At 33.0% G+C, this 22,382-nt stretch carries 21 protein-coding genes and 1 rRNA gene; 16 read left to right on the forward strand and 6 right to left on the reverse strand.

The features are described from left to right. Nucleotides 1-12 precede the first annotated feature (12 nt). From DFQ09_RS15705 to DFQ09_RS15715, 3 genes are all read left to right on the forward strand, one after another. On the forward strand, nucleotides 13-468 hold the full coding sequence (locus DFQ09_RS15705; RefSeq protein ID WP_115812009.1) for a low molecular weight protein-tyrosine-phosphatase: 456 nt from the start codon (nucleotides 13-15) through the stop codon (nucleotides 466-468). A gap of 66 nt (nucleotides 469-534) precedes the next feature. Continuing rightward, on the forward strand, nucleotides 535-1,956 hold the full coding sequence (locus DFQ09_RS15710; protein ID WP_115812011.1) for a PQQ-dependent sugar dehydrogenase: 1,422 nt from the start codon (nucleotides 535-537) through the stop codon (nucleotides 1,954-1,956). Continuing rightward, the gene (locus DFQ09_RS15715) at nucleotides 1,956-2,672 is read left to right on the forward strand and encodes an SAM-dependent methyltransferase (RefSeq protein WP_115812013.1); all 717 of its coding nucleotides are present in this window, start codon (nucleotides 1,956-1,958) and stop codon (nucleotides 2,670-2,672) included. Before DFQ09_RS15710 ends, DFQ09_RS15715 begins: the two co-directional genes overlap by 1 nt. A gap of 6 nt (nucleotides 2,673-2,678) precedes the next feature. On the opposite strand, the gene DFQ09_RS15720 is transcribed toward DFQ09_RS15715, so the two are convergent. The 5 genes from DFQ09_RS15720 to dapF form a co-directional block, all read right to left on the reverse strand. Next, nucleotides 2,679-3,335 carry a peptidoglycan-binding protein LysM gene (locus DFQ09_RS15720; RefSeq protein WP_115812015.1) on the reverse strand — a complete coding sequence of 219 codons (657 nt, stop codon included), beginning with the start codon at nucleotides 3,333-3,335 and terminating at the stop codon, nucleotides 2,679-2,681. 118 nt (nucleotides 3,336-3,453) lie between these two features. Further along, a complete protein-coding gene (locus tag DFQ09_RS15725) occupies nucleotides 3,454-4,359 on the reverse strand; it encodes a DUF2279 domain-containing protein (protein WP_245940375.1) in 906 nt (301 codons plus the stop codon). A 3-nt stretch (nucleotides 4,360-4,362) separates the two neighbouring features. Continuing rightward, nucleotides 4,363-5,406, reverse strand: a complete 1,044-nt coding sequence (mltG, locus tag DFQ09_RS15730; protein WP_115812020.1) for an endolytic transglycosylase MltG — start codon at nucleotides 5,404-5,406, stop codon at nucleotides 4,363-4,365. A 2-nt stretch (nucleotides 5,407-5,408) separates the two neighbouring features. Then, nucleotides 5,409-5,933 (reverse strand): GNAT family N-acetyltransferase, encoded by a 525-nt coding sequence (locus DFQ09_RS15735; protein ID WP_115812022.1) that lies wholly within the window; start codon nucleotides 5,931-5,933, stop codon nucleotides 5,409-5,411. After that, on the reverse strand, nucleotides 5,927-6,706 hold the full coding sequence (gene dapF / locus DFQ09_RS15740; protein ID WP_181897199.1) for a diaminopimelate epimerase: 780 nt from the start codon (nucleotides 6,704-6,706) through the stop codon (nucleotides 5,927-5,929). Before dapF ends, DFQ09_RS15735 begins: the two co-directional genes overlap by 7 nt. A 171-nt stretch (nucleotides 6,707-6,877) precedes the next feature. Here dapF and DFQ09_RS15745 point away from each other — a divergent pair, with 171 nt between their 5' ends. From DFQ09_RS15745 to DFQ09_RS15805, 13 genes are all read left to right on the forward strand, one after another. Then, on the forward strand, nucleotides 6,878-8,290 hold the full coding sequence (locus tag DFQ09_RS15745; RefSeq protein ID WP_181897198.1) for a trypsin-like peptidase domain-containing protein: 1,413 nt from the start codon (nucleotides 6,878-6,880) through the stop codon (nucleotides 8,288-8,290). Nucleotides 8,291-8,429: 139 nt separating this feature from the next. Beyond that, complete coding sequence (locus DFQ09_RS15750) at nucleotides 8,430-9,878, forward strand: glyceraldehyde-3-phosphate dehydrogenase (protein WP_115812028.1); 1,449 nt, start codon at nucleotides 8,430-8,432, stop codon at nucleotides 9,876-9,878. Between the two features lie 269 nt (nucleotides 9,879-10,147). Further along, complete coding sequence (locus DFQ09_RS15755) at nucleotides 10,148-10,753, forward strand: tRNA (guanine-N1)-methyltransferase (protein ID WP_115812030.1); 606 nt, start codon at nucleotides 10,148-10,150, stop codon at nucleotides 10,751-10,753. Nucleotides 10,754-10,934: 181 nt separating this feature from the next. Beyond that, the gene (locus tag DFQ09_RS15760; protein ID WP_115812032.1) at nucleotides 10,935-11,942 is read left to right on the forward strand and encodes an alpha/beta hydrolase; all 1,008 of its coding nucleotides are present in this window, start codon (nucleotides 10,935-10,937) and stop codon (nucleotides 11,940-11,942) included. A 64-nt stretch (nucleotides 11,943-12,006) separates the two neighbouring features. Further along, a complete protein-coding gene (gene trmD, locus DFQ09_RS15765) occupies nucleotides 12,007-12,684 on the forward strand; it encodes a tRNA (guanosine(37)-N1)-methyltransferase TrmD (RefSeq protein WP_115812034.1) in 678 nt (225 codons plus the stop codon). Between the two features lie 12 nt (nucleotides 12,685-12,696). Continuing rightward, nucleotides 12,697-13,017, forward strand: a complete 321-nt coding sequence (locus DFQ09_RS15770) for a hypothetical protein (protein ID WP_115812036.1) — start codon at nucleotides 12,697-12,699, stop codon at nucleotides 13,015-13,017. 172 nt (nucleotides 13,018-13,189) lie between these two features. Further along, nucleotides 13,190-13,540, forward strand: coding sequence for a 50S ribosomal protein L19 (gene rplS, locus DFQ09_RS15775; protein WP_020896040.1), 351 nt, complete (start codon nucleotides 13,190-13,192; stop codon nucleotides 13,538-13,540). An 800-nt stretch (nucleotides 13,541-14,340) separates the two neighbouring features. Continuing rightward, nucleotides 14,341-14,916: a pentapeptide repeat-containing protein gene (locus DFQ09_RS15780; protein WP_115812038.1), complete on the forward strand. Its 576-nt coding sequence runs from the start codon at nucleotides 14,341-14,343 to the stop codon at nucleotides 14,914-14,916. Nucleotides 14,917-15,061: 145 nt separating this feature from the next. Next, nucleotides 15,062-17,284, forward strand: a complete 2,223-nt coding sequence (locus tag DFQ09_RS15785; RefSeq protein ID WP_115812040.1) for an NADP-dependent isocitrate dehydrogenase — start codon at nucleotides 15,062-15,064, stop codon at nucleotides 17,282-17,284. Nucleotides 17,285-17,430: 146 nt separating this feature from the next. After that, nucleotides 17,431-19,806: a TonB-dependent receptor gene (locus DFQ09_RS15790; protein WP_115812042.1), complete on the forward strand. Its 2,376-nt coding sequence runs from the start codon at nucleotides 17,431-17,433 to the stop codon at nucleotides 19,804-19,806. A gap of 3 nt (nucleotides 19,807-19,809) precedes the next feature. Beyond that, nucleotides 19,810-20,625: a DUF4249 family protein gene (locus DFQ09_RS15795; RefSeq protein WP_115812044.1), complete on the forward strand. Its 816-nt coding sequence runs from the start codon at nucleotides 19,810-19,812 to the stop codon at nucleotides 20,623-20,625. Between the two features lie 202 nt (nucleotides 20,626-20,827). Continuing rightward, entirely contained in the window at nucleotides 20,828-21,643 is an 816-nt protein-coding gene (murQ, locus tag DFQ09_RS15800; protein ID WP_115812046.1) for an N-acetylmuramic acid 6-phosphate etherase, read from the forward strand. Then, nucleotides 21,627-21,866 (forward strand): DUF6095 family protein, encoded by a 240-nt coding sequence (locus tag DFQ09_RS15805; protein ID WP_115812048.1) that lies wholly within the window; start codon nucleotides 21,627-21,629, stop codon nucleotides 21,864-21,866. The genes murQ and DFQ09_RS15805 overlap by 17 nt, the downstream gene beginning before the upstream one ends. A 423-nt stretch (nucleotides 21,867-22,289) precedes the next feature. Here DFQ09_RS15805 and rrf read toward each other — a convergent pair. After that, nucleotides 22,290-22,382: ribosomal RNA gene (rrf, locus tag DFQ09_RS19225) — 5S ribosomal RNA — on the reverse strand; the annotation flags it as partial.

A 22,382-nucleotide genomic window follows, 5' to 3' on the forward strand; every position in this document is an offset into this window, starting at 1 on the left:
TTACATTTTATTATGACTCGTATCTTAATGGTGTGCTTAGGTAACATTTGCCGTTCACCATTAGCTCACGGCATCATGCAATCTAAACATTCTGAAGATCATTATTATGTTGATTCTGCTGGCACAGCGGCTTATCATATTGGTAATGCGCCAGATAAGCGTTCAATTGCTGTTGCTAAACAAAATGATTTAGATATTAGTACACAAAGCGCAAGACAATTTAAAGTATCCGATTTTGATGCATTTGATTATATCTATGCTATGGACGAATCAAACTATTCTGATATTATCAACATCGCAAGGAACTCGGATGATATCGAAAAAGTAAAACTTTTTCTCGAGGCCAATCCCTCTATTCAAAATAAAAATATGCCAGATCCATATTACGGAGGGAGCGATGGTTTTGAATATGTATTTAACCTAATTAACGAAACATGCGACTTATTAGTTAAGGAACTAGGTAACTAGCACAAACATTTTCAACTTTAGTAAAGTCTTTTTTTTGTAAATTAGTCTTTTAAACGCTCATTACTTATGAAAACGACTATAACACACCTTCTTCTTTCATTCATAACTATCTCAAGCATTTACGCGCAACAATTAGACTTAGAACTTTTTGCTTCTAATTTAACTAAACCTGTAAGCATTAAGCACGCTGGTGATGATAGGTTATTTGTCGTGGAACAGGCAGGGAAAATAAAAATTATTAATGCAGACGGCAGCTTACAAACCACTCCATTCTTAGATATTAACAGCCTTGTAATTAATACCGGAAACGAAAGAGGTCTGCTTGGTTTGGCTTTTCATCCCGATTATGCTGTTAATGGCTATTTTTTTGTAAACTACATTAACAACTCAGGAAACACTGTGATCTCTAGATTTACAAAGGATTTCACGAATTCTGAAATAGCAAATCCAGATTCTGAATTCATTATACTTTCTTACGACCAACCTTACACAAACCATAATGGTGGTGATTTGGCTTTTGGGCCAGACGGTTATCTTTACATCTCTTCTGGTGATGGTGGTTCTTCTGGAGATCCGGAAAACAGATCTCAAAATAAATTAAGTTTACTTGGCAAAATATTACGATTAGATATTGATACCTCTACAGAAACAGAAAATTACGGTGTGCCTGTAGATAACCCATTTATTGAAGATTCAAATGCTAGATCAGAAATTTGGGCTTATGGACTTAGAAATCCCTGGAAATTTTCTTTCGACCGTCTAAATGGGGATCAATGGATTGCAGATGTAGGCCAAAGTCAATATGAAGAGATTAATAGAGTCTCTATTGAAGAAGCCTTAACAGGACTCAACTATGGTTGGAAATGTTACGAAGGTAGTGATACTTACAATACAACGGGTTGCGCAGACGAAAGTACTTATACTTTTCCTGTCAGTGGTTATTACCACTTTGGAGATGGTGAAGTTAAATGTTCCATTACAGGTGGCTACAGATACAGAGGTAGTAATTACCCAAATTTTTATGGTAAGTACTTTTTTGCTGACCTTTGTAGTCAGGAAATTGGATATTTAATTTTTGATGAAACTAATGAGGTTTGGACTAAAACCTTTCAGCAGTTTTCAGGGCAATGGTCTGCATTTGGTGAAGATGTGAATGGAGAATTATACGTTTCTGATCTTTCTGGAGGTACTATTTATAAACTCACGGATCCTACCTTAAGTGATAACGACCATATACTTTTGGGAGTATCGATTTATCCAAATCCGACTAAGAATACCCTACATATTAATTTAGGATCAAATCACAACACAGAGCTTTTAACTGATGTCTATATTTATGACATCCAAGGAAAAAAGGTAAAGGAGATTCATAGCACTAACAACACTACTTTAACAATAAACACAACTGAATTATCGGATGGTATTTATATATTAAAAATCAATTCAGGCAACAGCATACAAAGCACCCATAAACTAGTCATACATTAATGAGCGATACTAAAGGAAAATTATATCTTATACCAACGCGATTAGGCGATAATCCACCTCTTGAGGTTTTACCAATTTCTATCAAAAAAATACTTGAAGAAATTGACTTTTACATTGTTGAAAACGAAAAAACAGCACGTCGTTTTATAAAACGCATATCACCTAGTAAATCACAACCCTCATTAAAACTTCAGGTATTAAATAAATACACTACCGAAGCAGAGCGCAATACGTATTTAAACCCATGTTTAGAAGGTGTGTCAATTGGTTTACTTTCTGAAGCTGGTTGTCCGGCAATTGCAGATCCTGGTGCTGATATTGTTGGATTAGCGCATCAAATGGATATAAAAGTTGTCCCTCTTGTTGGGCCTTCTTCCATTCTACTCGCCTTAATGGGTTCTGGGATGAATGGTCAGAGTTTCACTTTTAATGGTTATTTACCTATTGACAAAAGTGAACGCAAGGCAAAACTAAAGACTTTAGAGCGCCTATCTTCTGAACATAACCAGTCTCAAATTTTTATTGAAACTCCTTATAGAAATATGAAAATGCTTGAAGATTTAACCAGCACACTACATCCAAATACAAGAGTTTGTGTAGCATGCGATTTAACGTTGCCTACCGAGTTTATAAAAACAAAAACAGCAAACGATTGGAAACACAATAAAGAAGACCTCCATAAGAGGCCTGCTATATTTATTATTCAGAAAGATTAATTAAAATTAGAGTGTGACTCTAGCTTTCTTATCTGGAGTAATCATAGACGTATCATATCCTGAAAACTTTTTCATATAATACCGTACAGAAGATCCATAAGCATCAGAAAGATTATTAACGCCATAACTACGTAAAAACTTTTTCACACTTCCAGGACCTGCTAAGTGCGCAGCTGCTAATATACCAGATTCGGTAATTTTTACACCTGCAATATTTTTACCTTCAAAACGCTTAATGTCTTTTCTAAGTACCCATTTATTACGTTCTGCATTTGCTATAAATGCTTTTTCTTGTAATTCTGGATTATATAAGAACTGATTAGGGTTATAAATACCAATAACTTTTAATGTTTCTGCACCAAATTGATATTTCCCTAAATAACCTAATGTGTTTACGGTAAAATAATCCCCTCTAGATTCTTTAAAAGCTAATGCTTCTTTAAATCCTTCAAAAGACTTACCTAAATGTGGAGTAAACACATTGTTCTTTACATTATGGTCTTCAGTGACCATAGCCACTTCTTCAGAAATGTTATAATCCAATACTAATCCTTTTGTAGAATACATATCAGGATTAAGAGATGCATTTGGGTACAAGGCTAATGCCATAAGTACACAAATTGAAAATGGTATCACTATACTCTTAACGCTATTTTTAATCATAACAGTTAAATTTTTACAGTAAAATAGTGTCAAAAAACTATCATACAAAATTCGCGTGCAAATATACAACATATTTTCAATTACTGAAAATCAACCGATTAAGTGTTAAAAAATTAACTTAAAAGTAGACAGAGTGCCATTTTATCCGACCACTGCTGTTTAATTCTACTGCAGGAAAAGGCAACTTTATAACGTTAAAAACGTCAAATAATGTTTTTAGGAAGTGAGAATTTGTTTTAATTCGTGTTAAATCAACATCTAAACTTAAGTAATATTGACGTTGTCTATTTTGGTTTAAAAATAAAGAATCAGATGCTTCACCTGTTAACATGCCATCGGCTCCGTAACCAAAAGCAACGTTCAACCAATTTGGTACGGTTTCCGTTTTTAGAAAGGAATTAACATTGGCGCTTAACCAATACGTTTGGCCATTATAGTCTTTTAAAAACTCTTCCGCCAAACCACTACCTAGCTTATTTGGTCGTTGCTTTGCGAATTGTGTTCTATGAAATGAATACTTTAGTACAATACGTTGGTCTTCCCAAAGTAGTTCTTGTCCGATATGTAATCCTGTTCCCGCTGCATTTGCCGCCATATCTGACCAAGAAAACCCCCATTCTTCAGAAAAACCATCCATAATTTCAACAGCCGTTAAAAAGCCTAAACCTAATGTAGAACCATAAAGTAATTGCTCTTTTTTACTAACTCCAGCCCAATTTAACGTGTTAGCCCCTAGCCTTCCTAATTGATAAGATGAAAACGCATGTCCTAATTTATCCATCTGCAGCCACTCTCCACTATCGTTCAGAGTTTTAAAATTTGAACGTGGATAATCAGCATACCATAATTGATTCAATCCAACTAAGGTTGTTGTCGCTAATGCAGCTTCAGAAATTACAACGGCATTTCTACGCGATACGTTTAACGTATCGCTAGGCTTAAAAAATTGATTGAGTTTAGACTGTGAAAAAACCGACGCATTTGCCAAAAAGAAAACTAAAATATAGACAAAAGTGCGATTCAAACCTTATTTATTAATGCCTTGAGACGATAAATACCTATGATATTCTCTCGCATTGTTATTATGTTGCCCCAATGTTTTCGCAAACTTATGATAGCCTATACGCTTAGCATCCGCCGCAAAATAAAGGTAACTATGAGATTCTGGATTTAAAACAGCTTTTATGGCAGATAAATCTGGCATTGCAATAGGTCCTGGAGGTAAACCTGAGTTTTGATACGTATTATAAGGAGAGTTAATATCCTTATGAATGTTTAATACACGTCTAATAATGGTGTTTTGATATTGAGGTAACTGATAGGCAGCAAACTTTAACGTAGGGTCAGCTTGTAATGGCATGCCAATTCGTAATCTATTTAAATACACACCTGCCACTCTTGGTTGCTCGTCTGCTTGTTTAGACTCTTCATGCACAATAGATGCCAAGGTAATAACTTCATTTGGAGTTAAGTTCAATTTTTTAGCTTTTGCCTTTCTGGCGTCTGTCCAAAAACGATTGTATTCTACTAACATTCTATCTCTAAATGTTTCCGCAGAAGTATTCCAGAAAAACTCATAGCTATTTGGTAAATACATACCTAACGCTGTAGCTTTTGAAAATCCGTTATTTGTTAAGAACAATTCATCCGTCATTGCTTTATTCAATGTCAAACTATCAGCTTCAATCTGCATACTAATTCGTCCTGCTAAATCTTTTATACTATGCTGATTGTTAAATGCGATTTTTACGGGAAGATTTTTACTTCGGATTGAATTAATAATATCATTATTATTCATGCCCTTAGAAATGGCAAACCGACCTGCTTTAATATTAGTGACGTACTTTTTCTGTTTTGCTAAAGCATCAAAAGCCCCAATATCTTTTAGAAGTGGTTCTAATTGCGATCTTACTTCAGAGTAATTTGCATTAGTCGGAACATAAATATAGGCTGTTTCATTTTCGAAATTGGTATTTGGTGAAAACATCGTACTATAAATATAGTAAGCAATGACACCAAAGATGACTAAACCAATAAGAGCAACTGCCCAAAGAATTTTTTTAATATACATAATTAAGCGTTAATTCGTTGTAAAATATATTCGTTGGTATAGATTTTACCATCGAAACTCCAATCTTTTTTTAATCCTATTTTTTGAAAACCATTAGTTTCAAAAAGTGTTAAACTAGCTAAGTTACTTTCAGAAATATTAGCATAAACCTGATGTAAATGCAAGGTTTCAAAGCAATAATCTACTAATAATTCTAATGCTTCTTTACCGTAACCTCGATTTCTGTTTTCTTCATCTTGAATAAGGATTCCGATCCCAGCACGTTTATTTTTAATGTCAAATTCAAACACATCAATTAAACCAATAGTGTGATCCTTAGAATCACAAATAGCTAATCGTAACTGTTTAGCTTCAAAAATGTCTTGCTGTGCATTTTCAAGATATTGTTTTATTAAAAATCTTGAATAAGGTGTCTGTGTATCACTTAACTCCCATAACGAAGTATCATTTTCAATACGGTAAACAAAGTCTAAATCTTCAGGTTCTAAAGCTCTTAAATAAATATGTTCTCCTTTTAGGTTTACCATTCAATTTCACCTTTAAAAACCTGCTCAGCGGGTCCTATTAACCAAATATTATCGTAACCGTTATCATTAGTACTAAACGTTACATTCAGCGGACCACCTTGGGTTTGTAAACTAATTTTATCAGCCTTTGTTTTTCCACTTTTATGCATGGCTAATGCAACTGCTGTGACACCTGTACCACACGATAAAGTCTCATCCTCTACTCCGCGTTCGTAAGTTCTCACTGCAAAATTTTCGGTAGATAATTGTTCTACAAAATTCACATTGCTTCCGGCTTCATTATAAGGTACACCGTTTCTTATTCTTTCTCCGTTAGATTTAACTTCAAAATCTTTTAACCCTGAAACAATTTCTACATGATGTGGAGACCCTGTATCTAAAAACATGTAGTTTTCATAAGATTCAATTTCCGAAACATCTTGCATTTGAAGATGCACCAAACCGTCTTCAATTTTAGCTTTATGAAGACCATCAATAGCTATAAATTCAGTTTCGTTTTCAATGATATTTAAAAATTTTGCAAACGCCACAATACAACGTCCACCGTTACCACACATTGTACTTTCGTTACCGTCTGCATTGTAATAGACCATTTTAAAATCTACATTTTTATCATTTTCTAACAGTATAAAACCATCAGCTCCTATGCCAAAACGTCGGTCGCATATGGTTGCAATACGTTTGGTATCCTTTTTGTTTATATACTGTAAACGATTATCTACAATTACAAAATCGTTACCTGTTCCTTGATATTTATAAAATGTCATAGTAATTAATAAGCCACAAATATAAGAATATTAGACTGTATTCTGTGGTGTTAAGAGCTCGTTAAATTTGACGTTAAAAAGGCGTTAAATTGAAAATTGAAATCAATAAATTTCTAATTTTAATCGTTAGATAATCCTAAAATAATTATTAAATAGTTAAACTTAAATCTGAAAATTATGAAGAAGATAATAACATTGGTATTTGTTTCTGCATTAGGTGGCCTATTGACTTTGGGTGGTTACAAACTTTTTGTTGAGAATGAAACACAAGCTATAGCCGTTGAGCAATCGTCCGAATTCCCCATGTTTGTGCCGACTAGCAACACCGTTAACACCCTTAACAGTAATGCGACATTAACCCCAAATTTTGTAGAAGCCGCTGATAGGTCTATACATTCCGTGGTGCATGTAAAAAACACAGCTATAGTGAATGCGCCAACAAGTATGCGCGATTATTTTTATGGTCGCAGTTCTCAACGTGCCCAAGTGGGTACCGGTAGTGGTGTCATTATTTCACCAACAGGTTATATTGTTACCAATAACCACGTTATTAAAAATGCGAATGAAATCAGCATTACTTTAAATAATAATAAGTCCTACATGGCTGAATTAATTGGTACCGATGAAACAACAGATATTGCCTTATTGAAAATTGAAGCTGATGAGGATCTACCATTTATGGCTTTTGGTGATTCTGATAATGCAAAAATTGGTGAGTGGGTTTTAGCCGTGGGTAATCCATTTAACCTTAACTCCACAGTTACAGCTGGTATTATTAGCGCAAAATCTAGAGATTTATCTGGCCAGAATATGCAGTCCTTTATACAAACTGATGCTGCTGTAAATCCAGGTAACTCTGGTGGTGCTTTGGTTAACACTAATGGAGATCTTATAGGAATAAATACTGCTATTTCATCGCAAACGGGCTCTTATATAGGCTATTCTTTTGCGGTGCCAAGTAATATTGCTCGTAAAATTGTGAATGACATAATGGAATATGGTAACGTGCAAAACGGTATCCTTGGTGTTTCTGGTGGTGCGCTAAACAGTGAAGCTGCAGAAAAATTAGAGGTCAACTCCACAGAAGGGTTCTATGTTAGTGAAGTGCAAGAAGGAACAGGTGCAGAAAAAGCAGGGATTCAATCTGGTGATATTATTAGAAAAATAGATAATGTAGAAATTAATAAATTCTCTGATTTGTCGGGTTATTTAAAAACTAAGAGTCCTGATGATGTCGTTAATGTTACCTTACTTAGAGATGGTGATGAAGAAACACTTCCTGTGACCTTATTAAAACCATCAATCTATACATTGCCAACAATTGGTCTTATAAAAAATGCTTCAGAAAAGGAATTAAAGCGCAGCAAGACGGAATACGGAGTAAAAATTAATAAACTAGATGAAAATTATAAATCATCTTGGAATAAAAATGGAGTTGAAGAAGGTAGTATTATTACTAAAATTAACGGTAAGAAATTATATTCTATAGACGATGCTCAAGATGCCATAAAAACACGTGCTGTTAATGAACCACTTCAAATTGAGGTGATCAATAAAGAAGGTGAAAAAATGGTTTATCATTTTAGGTAAAAAAACTTAAATTTAGTCCTTAAATTACCCTTCAAAGTATATTTCTTTGAAGGGTTTTTATTTTCGCTAAAAGGTGTTACGAAAACGTTTGAAATATATTACTTTTGCGCAAAATCTAAATCACTTAAACCAAGAAAACATGGGATTTAACGACACTTACGAAAAAGAGTTAGCGTTTCAAGCAGATCGTCGCAGAGCAACTGTAGAATTTATTAAAATTATCAGTGACTTATGGTACGATAAATCTATTGAACTGGTATTATTCAGAAACCAATTAATAGACAGAAATGTGAGCGAAATTCTAAACTTGCATGAGTATGCAGGAGAATTTGTTCAGAAACCTATTTCTATTTTCGATTCTGTTGAAATTGCGCAAGCTATTAGTACACTAAACTTACCTCCAGCCAAACTAGACATTGGGAAATTAACTTACGAATTCCATTTAGAAGATCAAAAATATGGTAATGCTACTGCTTTTGTAGCTTCTAAATTAGGCAATGCTAAAGACAATAAAGGTATAGAGCCAAAAGATGTTGTTCTTTACGGTTTTGGTAGAATTGGCCGTTTGGTAGCACGTGAATTAATGACACGTACAGGAAAAGGCACACAATTAAGATTAAGAGCTATTGTTACACGCGGAGAGATTACTGAAACCGTTTTAGAAAAACGTGCCTCATTATTAAGAAACGATTCTGTACATGGTGATTTTTCTGGTATGGTGAGCACAGACATTAAAAATTCTGCACTAATTATTAATGGTACAACTGTAAAAATTATTTCTGCGAATGCGCCAGAAGATATTGATTATACAGCTTACGGAATTAATAATGCTTTAGTTATCGATAATACCGGAGCATTTAGAGATAAGGACGCTTTAAGTAGACACTTAAAAGCTAAAGGTGTTGAAAAAGTTCTATTAACGGCTCCAGGAAAGGGTATTCCTAATATTGTCCATGGAGTTAATCATACAGAGCACAATCCTGATAAAGTTAAGATAGTCTCTGCTGCTTCTTGTACAACCAATGCCATTGCACCAATTCTAAAAGCCGTGGAAGATTCTTTCGGGATTATAACAGGACATTTAGAAACGATACATGCGTATACTAACGATCAGAATTTAGTAGATAATTTTCATAGTAAATACAGACGCGGTCGTGCAGCAGGATTAAATATGGTAATTACAGAAACTGGAGCTGGCCAAGCTGTTAGTAAAGCCATACCGGCTTTAGAAGGTAAGCTGACATCTAATGCTATTAGAGTACCTGTTCCTAATGGCTCTTTAGCTATTCTTAATTTAGAATTAGAAAAAGAGACATCTGTAGAGAGCATAAATACTATTATGAAAAAATATGCACTCGAAGGAGATTTAGTAGAACAAATTAAATATGAGATGAGTGACGAATTAGTCTCTAGTGATATTATTGGTAGTTCTGCGCCTGCTATTTACGATAGTAAAGCAACCATTGTTAGAAAAGATGGAAAAAATGCGATACTATATATATGGTACGATAATGAATATGGATATAGCCAACAAGTCATTAGACTCGCAAAATATATTTCTAAGGTAAGACGCTATGCTTACTATTAGATCGTTCTGAAAAAGGGAAAGAAGAAAATCTTGTCTTTGGGCAAGATTTTTTTGATTATTAGAAGTATGGTTTATAGTGAATTAATAACGCAATAGGAATAAAACGAAGGTTAGACTATAGTATTCAACATCTAAACTATATTTTCTTCCGTATATTAAATGCCTTTCAATATTGAAAGGCTATTTGTTTGATAATTTGTTTATGATATCCTCATAAAATTATTATCTTGGCATCCAATTAATCTAACACAACCAAAATTACCTCTAAGATGAAATTCTTAACAAAAGTTACTGTAATTCTTTTAGTTACATTTAGTTTTCAAACAACAATCGCACAGACCGATAACGACGACGAGAAATTATCTCTTAATAGTGGTACAATAGATAATCAATTTGAATTTGTAATTAGACGCTCTAACAGTTGGCAAGATTACAAAACCGTCAAGAAAACATGGCTTTATGCGCTAAAAGCACACACGCTTGATTCTCTTAAAGCTGTTCATAAAGATTTAGTAGATACACAGGCGATTGTTGATAAGCAAGTTGATGAAATAGAAAGCTTAAAAAGTAATCTATCTAATACAGAATCAACCTTGAATGCTACAAACAATGAAAAAGATAATATCTCATTATTTGGAATTCAAACCAATAAAGCAAGTTACAAAGTCTTAATGTGGAGTATTATCGGAGGCCTTTTAGCTTTTTTACTATTCTTTATTTATAAATTTAAAGGCAGTAATTCTGCAACTCGAGAAGCAAAACACAAATTAGAAGAAGTAGAGTCAGAATTTGAGGAACACAGACGTAATGCTCTAGAGCGCGAGCAAAAAGTAAGACGTCAATTACAAGATGAACTAAATAAGCAAAAGTCTTAAACCACTTTAGGCACAATTAAAGTGTTGTAAAAACACACTTTTTAATACTATAAAAATCCGTAATTTTAATTACGGATTTTTTATATCCTAAATAAATAGACCCAAACCATGATAGTGATTAAAATAAATTAGGGCACTTCATGTTATTTTGAAAAAGGAAATTTGACTTTAAATCTTTTTTATGAACTACAAAAAATTAAATCTAAAAAAAGTAATTTATAGAATACTAATTACCTTAGCTATAATTATTATTCTCCCGATTATCATCAATCAATTTAGTCCCTGGCCATCAGCTTTAATTATTAGATATGCTTTTGAGCAAGGAGGTAAACAGACCAACGAAAAACTCGAAAAACACGTGCCTATTGAGGTTGCTGTAAAATTAGATATAAACTACAATTCTAAAGACAGTGATGCTAAACTCGATCTTTATTACCCTGCAGAAGCAAATCAAAACTTACCATTAATAGTTTGGGTCCATGGAGGAGGTTGGGTATCTGGTGACAAGCAACAATCAAGTAATTATTATAAGATTTTAGCAAATCGAGGTTACATTGTTGCTTCAATTGACTACACTATAGCCCCAGAAAAAAAGTATCCAACCCCCGTTAAACAAACCATGACAGCTCTAAAATATCTACATGATAATTCAGAGACATTTAATATTAACTCATCTTCAATTTTTCTTGCTGGTGATTCGGCAGGATCTCACATTGTGTCCCAAGTCGCTAATATTTTAAGTGAGCCATCATATGCAAAATCTATGGATATTTCCCCAAGTATTGAACGCTCAAAAATAAAAGGACTGATACTGTATTGCGGAGCGTACAATGCAAAAAACCTATCTAATGAAGGAGCTTTTGGTTGGTTTTTAAACACCGTACTTTGGTCTTATAGTGGAGAAAAAGACTTTACTTCAGATCCTTATTTTAATACCGCATCAATAATTGATTATGTAGGACATAATTTTCCTCCAAGTTTTATATCGGCAGGAAATGGAGATCCTTTATTGAGCCATTCACAGGAATTGGCAACAAAATTACAATCCTTAAACGTAAAAACTGACACCCTGTTTTTTGATAAAAATTTCAAACCAGAATTACCACATGAATATCAATTCGATCTCGATGTTGAAGCAGGAAGAATAGCATTGGAACGTTCTATTTCATTTTTAGAAAGTCACCAATAGAAATAAAAAAAAACAAAAAAAACATTGTAATTAAACATACCTTTGCAACTTATTTCAACATATCATGCGCATAGATATTATAACCGTATTACCAGAACTTTTAAAAAGTCCGTTTGAAGCTTCTATTTTAAAACGAGCAATTGAAGCTGGTTTAGTAGAAGTCCACTTTCATAACTTAAGAGATTATGCAACGGGTGGCTATAAATCTGTTGACGACACACAATTTGGAGGAGGTGCTGGCATGGTAATGTCCATAGCACCTATCGACAAATGCATTTCTAAATTACAACAAGAACGTAATTACGACGAGATTATTTATATGACTCCAGATGGAGAACAGCTTAATCAAAGCATTGCAAATCAAACCTCCTTAAAAGAAAACATAATTATCTTATGCGGACATTATAAAGGAGTCGATCAACGTGTGCGTGATAGATTTATTACGCGCGAAATATCTATTGGAGATTACGTTTTATCTGGTGGAGAACTAGGAGCTGCTGTATTATGCGATGCTGTGATTCGATTAATACCTGGCGTTTTAGGAAATGAAACCTCTGCCCTAACCGATTCATTTCAAGATAATTTATTAGCACCTCCAATTTATACGAAGCCAAGAGAATACGACGGCATGAAAGTTCCTGAAGTACTATTCAGTGGTAACTTTGCAAAAATTGAAAAATGGAGAGAAGAACAAGCTTATCAAAGAACCAAAGAAAGACGACCAGATTTACTTGAAGATTAAATTTATTATTTTATGAATAATTCTACAGAGATTCTTTTTACAATAGGTCAAATTATTAATAGTTTATCTACGCTTATTCTATTAATCGCTGCACTAATTCTTTTTATAAAGAAGAAAACGCTAGCAACATGGCTAATTTTAATTGGTAATATCTTAGTTTTCATTACATATATAGGAAGTTTATTGCTTACTGTTTTTACTGGTAGCGCAAGTATGGATACCATTTTAATGGCTCAAGGCTTTTCAATAATAGTTCAAAATTTATCGTATTCATTATTCGCTATAGGACTGATAATATTAGCTTTAACAGAGTTTTCGAAACCTAAGTCTTAAAAATTAAATACGTTTAAAATTAAATTCATGACTTAGAAAGTCTTGCAATAAAATTTTGCAGCCAAAGTATTGTCAATAAACAAAAAAGCACTACTTTTGCAAACCAATTTAGACCAACCTCTGGCGAGAATCGTGAATGTTGCTTTGAATCAACTATTATAAATAAAATAAAATGAGTTCTTTAGTAAAATTTGTACAAGACGAATTTGTAGTCCGTAAAGACTTTCCAAAATTTGGTGCTGGTGATACAATCACCGTATACTACGAAATTAGAGAAGGTGAAAAAGTACGTACCCAGTTTTTTAGAGGTGTCGTATTACAACGTAAAGGAAGTGGATCTTCTGAAACGTTTACTATCCGTAAAATGTCAGGAACAATTGGTGTAGAGCGTATCTTCCCAGTTAACTTACCTGCTTTACAAAAAGTAGAAGTTAACAAACGTGGTAAAGTACGTAGAGCTAGAATTTTCTACTTTAGAGGTCTTACTGGTAAGAAAGCAAGAATCAAAGAAGTTAGAAGATAATTCCAACTTATATATTACTGTAAAAAGCCTTCTGATAAAGAAGGCTTTTTTTGGTTATTAACATTTGTTGATAACCACAGTTCATAATGTGTTGATATATAAAATGTTAAAATAATAGCAAAATTCAACTTATTTACTTAATTTAGTAAAACAATTAGCAACGAACCTAGTTTGTTTTTAAAGTTTATTTTAAATTAATGTTAAATTGTTACTAGAGATTCGTTCTTTATGTACTGAGGTTGTTTTTTGAGGTTGGACTGCAGCTTGTGTTCACACAAGTGTTTGCATTACAATCATGAAGCTTTATTTATTTAACACACCATGTTGTAGGTTAACATAATAAAGTGGAAAGCTTTGAAGAAGTAGTAGAATCGAAAGTGAATACGAAAAGGATGAGCAATGTTTTAGACCTAACATTCATTAATTTGAAGATTATAGGAGAAACATCAAGAAAAACAAACCTAAGAAACAAAGTAATATCAGGTCAATACATTTTGAAAGATATGAACTGTTTCGATTTGAAACGGAAATGCTTGAACCGAAAAAGATGATGGCTTTTGTCACACAGCTGAGTTAGTGGAAGCTAAATAGGTCACGTTAGTACCGTTTTCATGAAAGCCATGTCAGAGCAGTTTAACTGTAGTGATATGGCTTTTTGTTTTATATTATAACCAGTCCTTAATAATATAAAGATTCCTGTAATTGTAAGCATTAGCTTGCGAAATGGATTCTATCATCATTTAATATAATTCGTAAAAGATTCTAATTCTCAAATCTAAATTCTTTTGTATTCTTGTGAAATGAATTTACCATTACTAGAAGAGCAATATTATAAATCGCAAGATTACACTATAAACACACTACCTAAAGCAGAATATGCAGACTGCACTTTTACCAATTGTAATTTTGAGAACTCAGATCTTTCTAATATTGTCTTTTCTCAATGTGATTTCATAGATTGTAATTTTAGTAATGCTGATGTAATGCACACCACTCTTGATGATATAACCTTCACAGGCTGTAAAATTCTAGGCGTATTATTTCAAAATTGCAATGCTTTTTTACTGTCCTTTAAATTTATCAATTGCACATTAAATTTGAGTAGTTTTTATCAATTAAAAATCACTCGTACAAACTTTTCAAATTGTATAATGCATCAGGTTGATTTTACTGAAACTGAAGCAAAATATGTCATTTTTAAAGATTGTGATTTATACCAATCTATCTTTGACCGAACCAATCTTGAACATTCCGATTTTACTTCAGCATATAACTTCAATATCAACCCTAATTTAAATCAACTAAAACAAGCTTCTTTCTCAAAAGAAAACATTTCGGGTTTATTAGAGAGCTTTAATATCAAGATACTAGATTAAATAAACAATTTAAGGGTTTATTTATCAATTTCTTAAAATTTGAGGTTCTTTAGTATTAATCTTATGCCTATAAAAATCAAACGTTTTCGTATATTCGCACAGCTCAATTTCGAGCAAAATATTATTCATTTTATTTACAAGACATATGACAAAAACAGCAAAGATTGTTTATACAAAAACGGATGAAGCACCAGCTTTAGCAACGCGTTCATTTTTACCGATTGTTGAAGCATTTACAAAGTCTTCAGGTATTGTTATAGAAACAAAAGATATATCATTAGCTGCGAGAATTTTAGCTTCATTTCCAGACTTTTTATCAGACGATCAGAAAGTACCAGATGCATTAGCAGAATTAGGTGAATTAGCGAAAAAACCAGAAGCTAATATTATAAAATTACCAAATATTAGTGCTTCAGTGCCACAACTTATTGCTGCTATTGAAGAACTACAAGCTAAAGGGTTTAAGATTCCTAATTACCCTGAGGAAGCAAAGGATGATGCAGAAAAAGAAATTAAGTCTCGCTACGATAAAATTAAAGGGAGTGCTGTTAACCCTGTTTTAAGAGAAGGAAACTCAGACAGACGTGCACCAAAAGCTGTTAAGAATTACGCTAGGAAAAATCCTCATAGTATGGGGGCTTGGTCTTCGACTTCTAAAACACATGTATCAACCATGTCTAAAGGAGATTTTGCTCATAATGAAAAATCTGTAACATTAGACGAAGCGACTTCTATAAATATTGTACATACCGATGCAAAAGGTAATAAAACTAATTTAAAAAGTGATTTAGCGTTATTACAAGGTGAAATTATCGATGCTACAATAATGAGCAAAAAAGCTTTACTTGAGTTCTTAGAGGAACAAGTAGAAGATGCTCTAGATAAAAGCGTATTGTTTTCTTTACATATGAAAGCAACGATGATGAAAGTTTCTGATCCTATTATTTTTGGTCATGCTGTCCGTATTTTCTTTAAAGATTTATTTGATAAGCATGGAAAAACATTCGATAAAATTGGTGTTGATGTCAATAATGGGTTCGGTAATTTATTAGAAAAATTAAGCGAACTACCAGAAGAAAAGCGTGATGCAATTAGAGCAGATATCCGTTATGAATTAACGCATGGTGCAGATGTTGCAATGGTAAATTCTGAAAGAGGAATTACAAATCTTCATGTTCCTAGTGATGTTATTATAGATGCTTCTATGCCTGCAATGATAAGAACTTCTGGTCAGATGTGGAATGCAGAAGGAAAACTACAAGATACAAAAGCAGTAATTCCAGATAGTAGTTATGCTGGTGTATATAGTGCAACTATTGATTTCTGTAAAAAACACGGCGCTTTTGATCCTACAACAATGGGAACAGTTCCTAATGTAGGACTTATGGCTCAAAAAGCTGAAGAATACGGATCTCACGATAAAACTTTTGAAATAGCATCAAAAGGAAAAGTTGAAGTTATTGATGTTAATGGTAAAGTATTATTAAGTCATAAAGTAGAAGCTGGTGATATTTGGAGAATGTGTCAAGTTAAAGATGCACCTATTCAAGACTGGGTAAAACTTGCCGTAACTAGAGCAAGAGCTTCAGAAACACCTGCTGTTTTTTGGTTAGATAAGAAAAGAGCACATGATGCTGAATTAATAAAAAAGGTGAATACTTACCTTAAAGATCATGATACTGAAGGTTTAGATATCAGAATTTTGTCTTTAGTTGATGCTACTAACTTCACATTAAAAAGAATTAAAGAAGGAAAAGATACTATTTCTGTAACAGGAAACGTACTTAGAGATTACTTAACTGATTTATTCCCAATTTTAGAAGTTGGTACAAGTGCTAAAATGTTATCTATTGTTCCTTTAATGAATGGTGGTGGTTTATTTGAAACTGGCGCTGGTGGATCTGCACCTAAGCACGTACAACAATTTCTAGCAGAAGACCATTTACGTTGGGATTCTTTAGGAGAATTTTTAGCATTAGCCGTTTCTTTAGAGCACTTTGCTGTTGTTAATTCTAATGAAAAAGCTAGAATTTTAGGTGAAACGTTAGATGATGCATCAGATAAATTATTAGAAAACAGAAAAGGACCTTCAAGAAACGTCAATGAATTAGACAACAGAGGAAGTCATTTTTATTTGGCTTTATACTGGGCAGAAGCTATCGCTAACCAATCTAAAGATGCGGAATTAAAGGCCGAATTTGATAAAATATTTAAGACACTATCTTCTAATGAAGAAGTTATTGTAAAAGAGTTAATTGATTGTCAAGGAGAAAATGTAAATATTGACGGTTATTACCTTCCTAATGAAGAATTAATTTCGAATGCAATGCGTCCAAGTACGACATTAAATTCAATCATAAATTCATAACTAGCCGTGTATAATGTTATGTTAAAAAAGCTTCCTTCGGGAAGCTTTTTTTATTCTTTTCAATTATTTTTAGTATTGTAAAACAAATAGGTGCCCCTTCGTAAAGAATGAACACCCCATAAATCAAACCGCATCACTCATAACATATGATATTGACTCTCAAAAGAATACTTTTTATTTTTTTATTATGTCCTATAGCACTTCAAGCTCAAGAAAACTTCACATTAAGCGGAACAGTAGCAGATAATCAAAGCAATGAAACTCTTATTGGAGTAAACATTATTATTCCCGAGCAACAAACCGGAACCGTTACTAACGAATATGGCTTTTACTCTATTACATTACCAGCTGGTACTTACGTTGTACAAATAAGTTATTTAGGTTTTAAAACAATTTCAGAAACCTTAGTCCTTAATAGCAACCTTACTAAAAATTATAAGCTTGATGAAACAGCAGAAAGCTTAGATGAAGTTATCGTTACCGAAGACGTTGAAAAATTAAACATAAAAAACCCACAGATGAGTGTCAATTCTTTATCTATAAAAACGATAAAGAATATGCCAGTGGTACTTGGTGAAGTTGATGTTATAAAATCAATTACACTTCTACCTGGTGTTACTAATGCTGGTGAAGGTTCTTCTGGTTTTAATGTAAGAGGTGGTGCTGCAGATCAAAATCTTATCCTTTTAGATGAAGCAACAATTTTTAATTCATCTCACCTTTTTGGTTTTTTCTCTGTTTTTAATCCTGATGCTATTAAAGATATAAAACTGTATAAAGGAGGAATTCCTGCCAAATATGGTGGTCGCGTGTCTTCTGTCTTAGATATTTATCAAAAAGAAGGGAATAGTAAATCTTTTCATATGAATGGAGGTATTGGATTAATTTCAAGTCGCTTACTAGCAGAGGGTCCTATAAAAAAAGATAAAGGTTCTTTTTTAATTGGAGGTCGTAGCAGTTATGCACATCTTTTCTTACCCCTTTTTGACTTAGATAATGTGGCTTATTTCTATGATTTAAATACCAAGTTAAGCTACAACATCAACGATAATAACAATATTTACTTATCTGGTTATTTTGGTCGTGATGTTTTTAAAATTTCCGATAATTTCGAAAATTCATTTGGAAACTCTGTTTTAAATTTCAGGTGGAATCATCTTTACTCTGATAAGATATTTTCCAATTTATCACTTATTTATTCAGACTATTATTACGGACTACAACTAGGATTTGTTGGTTTTGATTGGGTTTCGGGAATAAGAAACTTCAATCTTAAATACGATTTTAAACATTATATAAGTAATAATTTCAAATTAGATTATGGCTTAAATAGTATGTATTATAAATTTAATCCAGGCGATATTAAACCCATAGATGACGAATCTGGTATCAATCCTTTTAAGCTCATTGATAAATATGCCTTTGAAAACGCCATTTATATTGATGCTGAGCATAAATTAAGCGATAAACTCACCGTAAGTTATGGAGCACGTTTAAGTATGTTTCACAGATTAGGGCAAGATGAACTTAATATATATGAAAATAATAGTCCATTAAACTTTAATGCTACACTAGGTATTTATGAAAAAGCCGAAGCTATAGGAACCGACACATTTAATAAAAGTGATGTTATAGAATCTTTTACAAATCTAGAACCTCGATTAGCAATAGCGTATCAATTAAATGATAACTCATCTGTAAAGGCGAGCTATAATCGTATGAGTCAATATCTACATTTATTGTCTAACACAAGTTCGCCAACACCTTTAGATGTTTGGACTCCGAGCGGAAAATATATTAAACCACAATTATTAGATCAAATAGCTATTGGTTATTTTAAGTCGTTTAATAATAATGCCTACTCCTTAGAAATTGAAAGTTTTTATAAAACCATTCAAAATCGAATTGATTATGTAGATGGTGCAGATTTAATTGCCAATAACGCTATAGAACAAGTTATCCTTAATGGAGAAGGACGAGCTTATGGTTTAGAGGTTCTTTTCAAAAAAAATGAAGGAAAATTTACAGGTTGGTTAGCCTACACTCTTTCAAAATCAGAGCAAAGAACACCAGGGAGAACTGCTATTGAAACCGGAATTAACAACGGCGAATGGTACAACACACCATATGATAAAACCCACGATATTTCGCTCACGGGAAGTTATGAATTAAGCAAAAAATGGTCTTTTAGTTCTAATCTGATTTTTCAAACAGGGCAGCCAACAACTTTTCCAAACGGACAATATCAATACAATGATATCATTATTCCCAATTATGAAGCTCGAAATTCAAGTAGACTTCCATCCTATCACCGTTTAGATTTAGCTGTAAATTACAATCCAAACCCAGAAAGTACAAAAAACTTTAAAGGAGAATGGGTATTCGGAATATACAATGTCTATAATCGAAAAAATGCTGCTAGCATTTCTTTTAGTGAAAATAGAAACACAGGTGTGAATGAAGCTACACGTCTATCCATTTTTGGTATTGTACCATCATTTTCTTATAATTTTAAATTTTAAATCATGAAGAGATTATTATATATAAGTCTATTTTTTTTACTTTTTTCCAATTGTGAAGACGTTATCGATGTAGATCTAAACACAGCAGAACCAAAACTAGTGATTGAAGCCACCATAAATTATTTTAAAAATACAACAGGAAACGAACAAAGTATAAAACTCTCATTGTCTGCTCCTTTTTTCGATGAGACTATTCCTCCAGCTAATGGAGCTACAATCCAAATTTCAGATACTTCAGGTAATATTTTCAATTTTATAGAGGAAAATAATACTGGGATTTATAACAACAACACATTTATGCCTATGATAGATGAAGTCTATACATTGGTAATAAATTACGAAGGAGAAACATATACCGCTACAGAAACCTTAACATCCGTGGTACCTATTGATTATGTAGAACAAAATAACGAAGGCGGTTTTTCGGGAGAAGATATAGAACTAAAAGCTTATTATAATGATCCTTTAGGAATAGAGAATTACTATTTTTTCGAGTTTATAAGTGATATTCCCGTCGTACCCACCTTATCCGTATATGACGATACATTTACGGATGGTAATGAAATATTTGGATTCTACACAGAAGAAGATTTAGAACCCGGAGATATTGTCACTATTAGAAATTATGGTGTTTCTAGTCAATTTTACGATTTCATGTTTATACTCCTGCAACAAGGAGGCGACTCTGGTGGTGGGCCTTTCGAAACTCAGCCCGCAACTATAAGAGGAAATTGTATTAATACGACCAACCCAGATAATTTTCCTTTTGGCTATTTTAGATTATCTGAAGTCGATGAATTAATTTATACTGTAGAGTAATTTATTTATTTGGGCATTACCCACATAAGGTGGGTCGCGTCATCCACTATATCTTTTTACGGACGTCCCAATATCAAGTAACATTTACAACAAATTCATAGTTATCCTTTCTATTGAAACTAAATATATAATTTTGTAAAAAGGATGCCGTTACTACCGCTAATGCAACCTGTCCGCAAAAATTATTTCTTACCTTTAAGCCATGACATTTATAAAAACAACAGAGCAAGACTCTAACTATAATAATCTCGAAGACATGTCTGTTAAAGAGATTATAACGTCCATAAATAAAGAAGACCAAAGTGTTCCGTTAGCTGTAGAGAATGCTTTACCACAAATAGAACCCCTTATTTCTCAAGTGGTTAATAAATTAAATACAGGAGGACGACTGTTTTACATGGGTGCTGGTACAAGTGGAAGACTTGGTATTCTTGATGCCTCCGAATGTCCACCTACTTTTGGCGTTTCACATGATCTTGTTATTGGTATCATAGCTGGTGGTGATAATGCTATAAGAAAAGCAGTAGAAAATGCCGAAGATTCTACCACTCAAGGTTGGAAGGACTTAGAAGCATATAAAATTACAGAAAAGGATGTGGTTGTAGGTATAGCGGCATCTGGTACAACACCCTATGTTATTAGTGCATTAGAAAAATGCAACGAAAATAGTATCATAACGGGTTGTATAACCTGTAATCGTAATAGTCCTTTGTCTTTAACTGCGCAATTTCCAATTGAAGTTATTGTTGGCCCAGAATTCTTAACAGGAAGTTCGAGAATGAAAGCTGGTACAGCCCAAAAACTCGTCTTAAATATGATTACTACAACAGTAATGATTCAGCTAGGAAAAGTAAAAGGAAATAAAATGGTAGATATGCAGCTTAGTAATGACAAATTAGTCAATAGAGCTACAAAAATGATTATGACTGAACTTAATATTTCAGAATCAGAAGCAACTATATTATTAAGTAAACATAAAAACGTAAGAGATAGTATTACTCATGGACGAAGACAATAGAACAGACAGAGACATATTAGCTAAAGGATTAAAACGACTAGGGATTTGTTTAGGCCTAATGTTTGCTGGTCCTACATTATTACATTTAGCATTAGATAATAGTGAAAAGCCACTTTATATACCGCTTCTTATTATAGCCTTTATACTGTGTATTGGTGCTATTCTCTTTTTATTTCTAGGAATTAATACTATTCTAGATAGTATCTTTAAGAAGAAAAAATAAGAATTTGAAGATTTACACTACTACTACTATATAATTAACCAGAATGATATATTCTACTTAGCAATAAAAATTATTTTCAACGACTTCAATAAGAGTACAGCTTCTTAATCTATTTACAGTTTTAGAACTTAACAATTGGACTTAATACTTGCGATATAGTTCTTATCTAATTTTCCGAATACAACTATAAAATTACAGAAGAAGTTTTATCTCCTATAAACTGATCTTTAAACTTAACTTGCCTAAGGTTTAGATTGTATACGAGATTCTAATCTTATAACGTTAAAAGCATTTTATAAAATCACTTTGCTCAAATATTAAGCATTAGATTGTCTATCCCCACTCAACTTCACAAATTTTTACACTTCCTCAAATATTATAAACACAAAAAACCCTTACTAGTTATCTAGTAAGGGTTTTAAAAAAAGGCGGTGACCTACTCTTCCACAGTAAAGCAGTACCATCGGCGCAAACGGGCTTAACTACTCTGTTCGGAATGGTTAGAGGTGAGCCCCG

The organism is Winogradskyella pacifica, from assembly GCF_003386275.1.
GTDB classification, from domain to species: domain Bacteria; phylum Bacteroidota; class Bacteroidia; order Flavobacteriales; family Flavobacteriaceae; genus Winogradskyella; species Winogradskyella pacifica.

Bases quoted from the DNA above. Each gene is read 5' to 3' on its own strand.
- DFQ09_RS15705 (WP_115812009.1), top strand. From the start codon at position 13: ATGACTCGTATCTTAATGGTGTGCTTAGGTAACATTTGCCGTTCACCA.
- DFQ09_RS15710 (WP_115812011.1), top strand. From the start codon at position 535: ATGAAAACGACTATAACACACCTTCTTCTTTCATTCATAACTATCTCA.
- DFQ09_RS15715 (WP_115812013.1), top strand. From the start codon at position 1,956: ATGAGCGATACTAAAGGAAAATTATATCTTATACCAACGCGATTAGGC.
- DFQ09_RS15720 (WP_115812015.1), bottom strand. From the start codon at position 3,335: ATGATTAAAAATAGCGTTAAGAGTATAGTGATACCATTTTCAATTTGT.
- mltG (WP_115812020.1), bottom strand. From the start codon at position 5,406: ATGTATATTAAAAAAATTCTTTGGGCAGTTGCTCTTATTGGTTTAGTC.
- DFQ09_RS15735 (WP_115812022.1), bottom strand. From the start codon at position 5,933: ATGGTAAACCTAAAAGGAGAACATATTTATTTAAGAGCTTTAGAACCT.
- DFQ09_RS15745 (WP_181897198.1), top strand. From the start codon at position 6,878: ATGAAGAAGATAATAACATTGGTATTTGTTTCTGCATTAGGTGGCCTA.
- DFQ09_RS15750 (WP_115812028.1), top strand. From the start codon at position 8,430: ATGGGATTTAACGACACTTACGAAAAAGAGTTAGCGTTTCAAGCAGAT.
- DFQ09_RS15755 (WP_115812030.1), top strand. From the start codon at position 10,148: ATGAAATTCTTAACAAAAGTTACTGTAATTCTTTTAGTTACATTTAGT.
- DFQ09_RS15760 (WP_115812032.1), top strand. From the start codon at position 10,935: ATGAACTACAAAAAATTAAATCTAAAAAAAGTAATTTATAGAATACTA.
- trmD (WP_115812034.1), top strand. From the start codon at position 12,007: ATGCGCATAGATATTATAACCGTATTACCAGAACTTTTAAAAAGTCCG.
- DFQ09_RS15770 (WP_115812036.1), top strand. From the start codon at position 12,697: ATGAATAATTCTACAGAGATTCTTTTTACAATAGGTCAAATTATTAAT.
- rplS (WP_020896040.1), top strand. From the start codon at position 13,190: ATGAGTTCTTTAGTAAAATTTGTACAAGACGAATTTGTAGTCCGTAAA.
- DFQ09_RS15780 (WP_115812038.1), top strand. From the start codon at position 14,341: ATGAATTTACCATTACTAGAAGAGCAATATTATAAATCGCAAGATTAC.
- DFQ09_RS15785 (WP_115812040.1), top strand. From the start codon at position 15,062: ATGACAAAAACAGCAAAGATTGTTTATACAAAAACGGATGAAGCACCA.
- DFQ09_RS15790 (WP_115812042.1), top strand. From the start codon at position 17,431: ATGATATTGACTCTCAAAAGAATACTTTTTATTTTTTTATTATGTCCT.
- DFQ09_RS15795 (WP_115812044.1), top strand. From the start codon at position 19,810: ATGAAGAGATTATTATATATAAGTCTATTTTTTTTACTTTTTTCCAAT.
- murQ (WP_115812046.1), top strand. From the start codon at position 20,828: ATGACATTTATAAAAACAACAGAGCAAGACTCTAACTATAATAATCTC.
- DFQ09_RS15805 (WP_115812048.1), top strand. From the start codon at position 21,627: ATGGACGAAGACAATAGAACAGACAGAGACATATTAGCTAAAGGATTA.